Below are 5,972 nucleotides of genomic sequence, written 5' to 3'. Positions count from 1 at the left end.
GACCGCTTCCGGAAGCGGCCGCCTTTTTGTGCTTCTTCGACTCGACCTTGCGGGCGTTCTTTTCCGAACTCCTCTTTGCCAGCTCTTCCTTCGTGTAGGCATGGCCGGCGGCACCCACCGTTACCCTCGGCCCATTGGTCGACTCAAGGATCCGCGCCCCGCTCGGCGTCGCCGAGAGTCCTCCTAGACAGAGCATCCCCGCAATGAGAAGAAACCGATGGTGCAACTTCTTTCCCCCAAACTTCATACCGATACCTCTCCTCTCTTTATCTTAACGTTAATGTACAAGTGTCCCCCTCCGGGGAACTGGTCAAGTTTTTCTTGAGAAAGCCCGCCGCGTGCCAACTTGGGAGAAAAGCTTCCCGAGCACCGTTTTCTACGAGCAAGACGACTGGGACGGGAGCCCGCCCGATCAGCAGAGGCGAGCGGAGAAACCGCAGAGCGAGATTGGCCGCATTCTTAGCCGAACTTGAAGAGGACGCCAAATCCGCCCCGGGGGTATTCCCAATCCACGTTCCGAAATTCGCTGCAAATGATCCGGCAGGTTCCGCATTCCAAGCAGCCGTCGGTAAGGAGGGTGACTTCGCCTTCGGAGCCGAGAGTGTAGCAACCCGCCGGACAGCAGGCTGCGCAAGACTTTTCCCCGCAACGACTCCGACATACCTCCGGATTGCGAATGCGGATATGGGGACGTCCCGCATCGAGACGATACCGGTTCTGATAGAGTTTTTCTTCCACCTCGTTCATCGGAATGCCCTCCATAGCTTCACCGCGTCCGAAAGGAGCCCACGGTAGGATCGCCGCTTGCGGAAGCTTCGGGCGATCTCTCTCTCTTTCGCCCTCTTGTCGACGCCATCGACGCGAAGAAGAGTCTCGGCCGCGCGATTGACCAGCTCGGGATAGGTCGTCAGGAAGTGGCGGTTGTTCTCCAACACCTCGTGGACATGTCGGTACTTCCGGAGATCTTTCATCACGAAGCTCGACTCGAGGCGCCGCCGATAGAGACGCAAGTTGGATTCGGTCAACGGCGCGCCAGCCTCTTTGAGCTCGAGGACGGTCTCTGCGGCGATTCTTCCCGTCTCCATTGCTAAGTTGGATCCCTCGCGATGGACCGAGTTCACGAACATGCCGGCATCCCCTACGATGAGCCAGCCGTCCCCGGAGAGCTTCGGGATCGATCGGTAACCCCCTTCCGGAATGAGATGCGCGGTATATTCCTTCATCTCCCCGTCGCGCAGAAGCGGACGGAGTGCCGGGTGTTCCTTCAGCCGCTCGAGCAGCACGTAGGGAGGGATCTTCTCTCGCCGAAAATCGGAAAGAAGACAGCCGATCCCTACCGCAAGCGACTCCTTATTGGTATAGAGGAACGCCGTTCCAACCATTCCTCGCGTGATCTTCCCCACCATCTCGATCGCCACCCCCTCCTCCCCTTGGATCCCGAAACGGTCCTCCAACGTCTCCTGAGGGTAAAAGAGAACCTCCTTGACCGCGAGCGCCACTTCTCCCGCACCGAGCTCGGGTCGAATTCCGGCTTTGCGGGCGAGGACCGAGTTGACCCCGTCCGCTAGGATCACGACATCGGCATAGACCTCGCCGTCCTCTCGATCGGTCCGGACCCCGACGACCCGCTTCCCTTCCCGGAGCAGATCGAGAACGGTCGTTTCGCAAATCAAAAGAACTCCGGCTTCCTCTGCTTTCTTGGCGAACCACTTGTCGAACTGCGCCCGAAGAATTGTGTAGCGGTCCGGCTCGGCCTCGCTCGCCGCGGGAGAGCGAAAGGTGCTCCCAAGATAAGAACGATCGTCGAGGATCCAGAGCCGCTGCTCTATCAGATGGCGCTCGAGCGGGGCTTCATCGCGAAAATTCGGAATCAGCTTTTGGAGCGAATCGGCGTAGAGGATCGCTCCCTGCACGTTCTTCGATCCAGGGTACTCTCCCCGCTCGATTTGGAGCACTTTCCGCCCTCCCCGTGCCAGGGTGAGAGCGGCGGCGCTCCCAGCGGGTCCCGCGCCGACTACGATCGCATCGAATCGTTCTTTCATGGAGAAGCACAGAGACCGGAAGGAGTGGCTTTTTCCGGCAGAATCCGCCCGCGCACCGCGCGCGTCAGAAGAGGGAGCAGAGCGACCGCGTCTCCGACAATTCCGTAGTGAGCCACTTCGAAAATCGGGGCGTTGGGATCGGTATTGATCGCGACGATCAGGTCCGAGCTTTCCATGCCGACCCGATGCTGAATCGCACCGGAAATGCCCGCCGCGATGTAGAGCTTGGGCCTCACGGTCTTTCCCGTCTGCCCGATCTGCCGCTGGGGATCGATCCATCCTGCTTGCACGGCCGCCCGGGTGGCTCCCACCTCTCCTCCCAAGGCGAGAGCGAGATCCTCCAGCAGAGCGAAGTTGGCCGCTTTTTGCAGCCCCTTGCCTCCAGCCACGATCACCTCGGAGAGGGCTAGGTCGACCTGGTCGCCGACATGAGGAAGAAATTGGGCAATCTTGGTCACGATTTCCTCCTCGTGTAGCTCGATTTCTTCCTTCCGAATCTGCCCGCTCCGGTCCCTGACCTTAGCCGGCGACGGAAGAACCCGAGGCCGTACGGTCGCCATCTGCGGCCGATAGTTGAGGGTCAGAATCGTGCAGAGAAGATTTCCTCCGAATGTCGGCCGTGTCGCCGCCAGCGCCCGGCTTTCCCGATCGATCGCAAGCTCCGTGCAGTCGGCCGTCAAACCGGTTTCGAGCGTCGTCGCCACGCTGCTCGCCAGATCCCGCCCGAGGGAGGTCGCTCCGAGCAGAAGAATTTCCGGCTTATGCCTTTTCACGAGCTCGCAAAGCAGCTTGGAATATGGCTCGTTCCGATATCCGGCTAGGACGGGATGGCCGACTTGATAGACTACATCGGCCCCGTAAGCGATCGCCTCTCGGGAATCGACGTCGAGCGCTTCCTCCGGGACCCCTGCCACAACCGCTCCCACTTCCGAGCCGAGTTGATCCGCCAGGCGCCGCGCCGCTCCCAGAAGCTCCCAGGAAACCGGATGGACACCGGAGAGATCCCGCTCGACGAAGACCCAGACCCCGCGATATTCCGCCAGTCGCGGATCGAAAGTAGGCTTCCGCCGCGCGGCTCCCTTCTTTTCCGCAGGCTTCCCCTCGGCTTCGCTCATTCGGAACGTGCCTCCTCCCCATCCTTCCGCGCGTCGGCAGAGGCCATCGCCGCCCACTCCGGTTGGCGAGCCAACACCTTCTCCCAGAGAAGAGCCACCGCCGTTTCCGGGTGGTCGGGCTCCCACTCGATGCACTCCGCCCGTTCCGACCGTCTCGAAGGCGCGAATACCTTTCCGACCACGGTCGGCGACCCTTTCAGCCCGATCTTGGTCAGATCCTCGATACCCGCCGCTTTTCTGTCCCAGACCCGGATCGGCTGGCGCGCCGCTCGGATCATCTCGGGCAGCGAAGCGAAGCGCCCTTGGCTCGTCCCTTCCAAGACCGTGATCAAACAGGGCAGCCGACTGGTCAGAACCTGCACCCCTCGCTCCGTCCATCGGTGAGCGACGATGGTCCCGCTATCCATGTCCAAAATCGGGATCCGGCAGACGTAACTCAGGAGATGCATCCCGAGCCTCTTGGCAACTCCTGGCCCCACTTGGCCGGTGTCGCCGTCGATGGTCTGCTTTCCGGTGAAGACCAGATCGATCGGCTTCTCCTCGGACAGCCGCCGAATGGCGTTGGCCAGAGCAAAGGAGGTCGCCAGCGTATCAGAACCGGCGAACGCTCGATCCGAAACCAATACGGCGTCGTCGACACCCAGCGAAAGAGCCTTGCGGAGTGCCGCTTCCGCTTGCGGCGGGCCCATACAAAGAGCAACGATGCGTCCTCCCAGCCTGTCTTTGATCCGGAGCGCCTCTTCCAAGGCGAAGAGATCATACGGATTGAGCACTGCGGGCACTCCCTGCCGCATGATCGTCCCGGTCACCGGATGGACCCGAATCTGCGCGCTATCAGGCACCTGCTTGACGCAGACGACGATGTTCGGCCCTCTCATGACCTTGCACCTCCGGAACGGAGATCGCTCCCCGGGGCGGCGGGAGCCCGGCTTCCGGTACACCCTCCCCGAAGCGAAGAGCGCAGATCCTCGACGGCAACGGTCGCCGCCGCGGGTTTCCTTTCCAAAGCCGGCCTCCGAAAAACGGCGAACACCTTTTCTTGCAAGGGAGTCGAGCTCACAAAATCCTGATAGGCCTGCTCGAGAAGGCCTCGGTAGAAGAAGCGGAGCTCGCTTTCAGATCGCGCCTCGGGTGCGCTGGCCGTCAGTAGGTACTTCTGAAACCGCTTGAGGATGTGGAGCCGGTTCACCCGGACGATCTCAGGCTCGTAGGAAACCTCGAGGTAGTCGAGAAATTCCTCGGCGGAAGAAAGGCGACTGAGCGCGGAAAGCACGGGGTCGATCATTCCAATCCTCTCTCCACCTGTGCAGCAAGAGTTGTGCCAACTTTACGCAACCGATGCCCTTTTTCGATCCGAGCTCGCCCGGAGAAGCCGCTCCAGCGCGGCTGAAAAAAACGGAAGAGAAGAGAGCCAAAGAAAGGTGGCTGCGGTAGTGGGCTCTTCGGCGTCCCTTTTCGATCAAATGCTCCCTTTCTCGTCGACTTTCCGACAAACTGACATACCCGCTTCGGAAAGACCGGTGAGCGCTTCGCACAACTCGGGAAGAGAGAATGGGATCCGCTCGATGCAAAGCTCCCGGAGGAAGCGCTCCTCGTTACGGGAGAGCTCCTCCGGCAGGATCGCCCAGTGGCGATCCGAGGATCGCTTCAAGATCTGCCGTGCATAGGTACGCTCCGTCTGGCTCGAAAAGCGACATCCGAGAAAGAGGAAGTGGCTCTCCCGCCGCCGCTCCTGCACCACCGGCGGAATCGGCGTCTGGATGTCGATTTCCGTAAGCACTTCGACATAGTCGGAGTCCGAAATGAGGAAATTTCCTGCAGGGGTCGCCGATCCCAACGGCTTGTAGAGAACGGTCTTCCATCCCGCGGCCGCCTCCGGAGGAACCTCCGCCCCATCCGGATCGAAGGCTCGCGTCCAACTTCCCGGAGCATCCGCTTGGCTCACTCCTTGGATCTCCCCCCAGTCCGAACGGGAGCGGAGCAACGCTCGAAGGCCTCCGTCGTACCAGACATCCACGATCAGCGGCAGATGGGGATGGCTCACCAACCACTCGTGGAGAGCGAGTCTGGGAATCTCCACCGAGAAAGTGTCGAGGAGGAGCTTCCGCAAGGTTTTTCGGTGCCGATGGCTCTCGATATATTGGGCGGCGGCGGAGAGATTCTTGCGCACTCGGCTCGGGACCGCCACTCGACGGGCAAGGCTTTCCGAAAGGCTTTCGGCGTCGATCGGAAAGGGAGCCGAGACCCCCTCCTCCTCTCGCCAGATACCCGGACCCAAGTAGGGAACGAGCTTCCCCGCCTTCCAATACCGGCCCATCTCGGCAAGCAGATCGCTCATCCTTCCGCTCCTTTCTCCGTCCGCTCGGCTGAAATCCGCTCTTCCCCCTGCGCCAGCAGCTCTTCCAGTTCCGTCCGAGGGAGTCGAAAGATCCCACGCCCCCCGGCAAACACCTGGAACCGATCCCCCGCTTGCTTCCAAAGCCGGCCGAACCATGCCTGAGCGGACAGCCCGGCGGGCCTCTGCCCGATCTCCTGTACCGCACCGTCATTGGCGAAGCGGACATGGATTACGATCTCTTCTTCCTTCATGCACCCTCCTTTCGCTTCGGATTTTCCATCTACAAATAGATCGCCGCGCCCGCTCCCACGTTGACCGAAGCGTCCTTGAGGGTCTTCACGATGAAGGCGACCTGCTCTTCCGTCAGATGAGCGTGAAATGGAAGAACGATCGAGCGGTCGGCGACCTTCTCCGTCACCGGAAGACGACCCTTCCGCCAGCCACGCTCCACGAAGTACCCCTGCAGATGCAGGGGTT

9 protein-coding genes are annotated in these 5,972 nt (G+C 61.0%); all 9 read right to left on the bottom strand.

Annotation, left to right across the window (positions count from 1 at the left end):
- Positions 1-247: hypothetical protein (locus tag FN369_RS00695; RefSeq protein ID WP_142524304.1), on the bottom strand; the 247-nt coding region annotated here is incomplete at its 3' end.
- Positions 248-459: 212 nt separating this feature from the next.
- Positions 460-747 carry a ferredoxin family protein gene (locus FN369_RS00690; protein ID WP_142524303.1) on the bottom strand — a complete coding sequence of 96 codons (288 nt, stop codon included), beginning with the start codon at positions 745-747 and terminating at the stop codon, positions 460-462.
- Entirely contained in the window at positions 744-2,042 is a 1,299-nt protein-coding gene (locus FN369_RS00685; protein WP_142524302.1) for an FAD-dependent oxidoreductase, read from the bottom strand. Before FN369_RS00685 ends, FN369_RS00690 begins: the two co-directional genes overlap by 4 nt.
- A complete protein-coding gene (locus tag FN369_RS11680; protein ID WP_142524301.1) occupies positions 2,039-3,157 on the bottom strand; it encodes an electron transfer flavoprotein subunit alpha/FixB family protein in 1,119 nt (372 codons plus the stop codon). The genes FN369_RS00685 and FN369_RS11680 overlap by 4 nt, the downstream gene beginning before the upstream one ends.
- Positions 3,154-4,035 (bottom strand): electron transfer flavoprotein subunit beta/FixA family protein, encoded by an 882-nt coding sequence (locus FN369_RS00675; protein ID WP_142524300.1) that lies wholly within the window; start codon positions 4,033-4,035, stop codon positions 3,154-3,156. Before FN369_RS00675 ends, FN369_RS11680 begins: the two co-directional genes overlap by 4 nt.
- The gene (gene nifW, locus FN369_RS00670) at positions 4,032-4,442 is read right to left on the bottom strand and encodes a nitrogenase-stabilizing/protective protein NifW (RefSeq protein ID WP_142524299.1); all 411 of its coding nucleotides are present in this window, start codon (positions 4,440-4,442) and stop codon (positions 4,032-4,034) included. The genes FN369_RS00675 and nifW overlap by 4 nt, the downstream gene beginning before the upstream one ends.
- Positions 4,443-4,616: 174 nt before the next feature.
- Positions 4,617-5,495: an SIR2 family NAD-dependent protein deacylase gene (locus tag FN369_RS00665; protein WP_142524298.1), complete on the bottom strand. Its 879-nt coding sequence runs from the start codon at positions 5,493-5,495 to the stop codon at positions 4,617-4,619.
- Positions 5,492-5,746 (bottom strand): hypothetical protein, encoded by a 255-nt coding sequence (locus FN369_RS00660; protein ID WP_142524297.1) that lies wholly within the window; start codon positions 5,744-5,746, stop codon positions 5,492-5,494. The genes FN369_RS00665 and FN369_RS00660 overlap by 4 nt, the downstream gene beginning before the upstream one ends.
- A gap of 29 nt (positions 5,747-5,775) precedes the next feature.
- On the bottom strand, positions 5,776-5,972 hold a 197-nt coding region (locus FN369_RS00655; RefSeq protein ID WP_142524296.1), incomplete at its 5' end, for a DegT/DnrJ/EryC1/StrS family aminotransferase.

It is taken from the genome of Methylacidimicrobium cyclopophantes (assembly GCF_902143385.2).
Classification (GTDB): domain Bacteria; phylum Verrucomicrobiota; class Verrucomicrobiia; order Methylacidiphilales; family Methylacidiphilaceae; genus Methylacidimicrobium; species Methylacidimicrobium cyclopophantes.
The sequence above is the reverse complement of the archived record's forward strand: the minus strand, read 5'-3'. Positions and strand labels throughout refer to the sequence as shown.

What these genes read in the sequence shown, in the direction of transcription:
- FN369_RS00690 (WP_142524303.1), bottom strand. Translation starts at nt 747, where the DNA reads ATGAACGAGGTGGAAGAAAAACTCTATCAGAACCGGTATCGTCTCGAT.
- FN369_RS00685 (WP_142524302.1), bottom strand. Translation starts at nt 2,042, where the DNA reads ATGAAAGAACGATTCGATGCGATCGTAGTCGGCGCGGGACCCGCTGGG.
- FN369_RS11680 (WP_142524301.1), bottom strand. Translation starts at nt 3,157, where the DNA reads ATGAGCGAAGCCGAGGGGAAGCCTGCGGAAAAGAAGGGAGCCGCGCGG.
- FN369_RS00675 (WP_142524300.1), bottom strand. Translation starts at nt 4,035, where the DNA reads ATGAGAGGGCCGAACATCGTCGTCTGCGTCAAGCAGGTGCCTGATAGC.
- nifW (WP_142524299.1), bottom strand. Translation starts at nt 4,442, where the DNA reads ATGATCGACCCCGTGCTTTCCGCGCTCAGTCGCCTTTCTTCCGCCGAG.
- FN369_RS00665 (WP_142524298.1), bottom strand. Translation starts at nt 5,495, where the DNA reads ATGAGCGATCTGCTTGCCGAGATGGGCCGGTATTGGAAGGCGGGGAAG.
- FN369_RS00660 (WP_142524297.1), bottom strand. Translation starts at nt 5,746, where the DNA reads ATGAAGGAAGAAGAGATCGTAATCCATGTCCGCTTCGCCAATGACGGT.